The sequence below is a fragment of the Flavobacterium sp. ALJ2 genome, from assembly GCF_015594725.1.
Lineage (GTDB): Bacteria > Bacteroidota > Bacteroidia > Flavobacteriales > Flavobacteriaceae > Flavobacterium.
In genome coordinates, this window is sequence record NZ_JADNRC010000071.1 from 1 (window position 1) to 497 (window position 497).

At 37.8% G+C, this 497-nt stretch carries 1 protein-coding gene; it reads left to right on the forward strand.

Annotation, left to right across the window (positions count from 1 at the left end; genetic code table 11):
* A partial coding sequence (locus IUY40_RS19260) for a Calx-beta domain-containing protein (RefSeq protein ID WP_229335715.1) occupies nt 1-497 on the forward strand: 497 nt, incomplete at both ends.

A 497-nucleotide genomic window follows, 5' to 3' on the forward strand; every position in this document is an offset into this window, starting at 1 on the left:
CTGGAGAAGATGTTGCAGAAGGATCAAGTATTAGTATAAAAGTGAGTTTACCAGAAGGAGTTACTCTGGGTAATCCACTGATTGTAAACTATACAGTATCAGGCTCAGCCACAAGTGATACGGACTATAAAGAATTAACAGGTTCGGTAACGATTGAGAAAGGTTCAGGTACAGCAATAATAGAAGTTGTTGCGTTAACAGATAATCTGATAGAACCAGAGGAAACGGTAATTATAACAGGAGGAACTGCCTCAGGATTTACTTGGGGAAGTGACAATGTAGCTACAGTTACCATTAAGGATGCAACTGGAACTGATCCTGCAAATAAAGTATTGAGTATTTCTCCACTTATAGCAAGTGTTAAAGAAGGAGAAAGTACTACTTTGACGGTAAGTTTACCGAAGGATATTATTGTGACGAGTCCAATGGATATAAAATATGAGATAGCAGTTTCTAGTACAGCCATAAATGGTGTGGATTATGACACTTTAACAGGT